Raw genomic sequence first — 399 nt, 5'->3', positions numbered from 1 at the left:
GACATGTTATAAGTATTTTATTAAAAGTGCGGGTGAAGGGAGTCGAACCCCCACGCCAAAGGCGCCAGATCCTAAGTCTGGTGCGTCTGCCAATTCCGCCACACCCGCATACTATTTTTAAAAATATGGGGCGACTGATGGGAATCGAACCCACGAATGCCGGAGCCACAATCCGGTGCGTTAACCACTTCGCCACAATCGCCATAGTTACTGGTGCCGGCTAGAGGACTTGAACCCCCAACCTACTGATTACAAGTCAGTTGCTCTACCAATTGAGCTAAGCCGGCATATATGGTGGAGGATGACGGGATCGAACCGCCGACCCCCTGCTTGTAAGGCAGGTGCTCTCCCAGCTGAGCTAATCCTCCATTTGCCTGGCAACGTCCTACTCTCACAGGG

At 52.6% G+C, this 399-nt stretch carries 4 tRNA genes; all 4 read right to left on the bottom strand.

From position 1 onward, the window contains the following. Positions 1–27: 27 nt before the first annotated feature. The 4 genes from MR058_RS23015 to MR058_RS23000 all read right to left on the bottom strand — a co-directional run bounded on the left by MR058_RS23015 (position 28) and on the right by MR058_RS23000 (position 368). A tRNA-Leu gene (locus MR058_RS23015) sits at positions 28–108 on the bottom strand. An 18-nt stretch (positions 109–126) separates the two neighbouring features. Continuing rightward, positions 127–202 (bottom strand) — tRNA-His (locus MR058_RS23010). A 9-nt stretch (positions 203–211) separates the two neighbouring features. Beyond that, positions 212–287: transfer RNA gene (locus MR058_RS23005), tRNA-Thr, on the bottom strand. Between the two features lie 5 nt (positions 288–292). Beyond that, positions 293–368 (bottom strand) — tRNA-Val (locus MR058_RS23000). Between the last annotated feature and the right edge of the window lie 31 nt (positions 369–399).

This window comes from Bacillus cereus group sp. BfR-BA-01430, from assembly GCF_022663115.1.
Taxonomy (GTDB): domain Bacteria; phylum Bacillota; class Bacilli; order Bacillales; family Bacillaceae_G; genus Bacillus_A; species Bacillus_A cereus_BD.
Note: the sequence above shows the minus strand (reverse complement) of the source record. Positions and strands in the feature narration are given on the sequence as shown.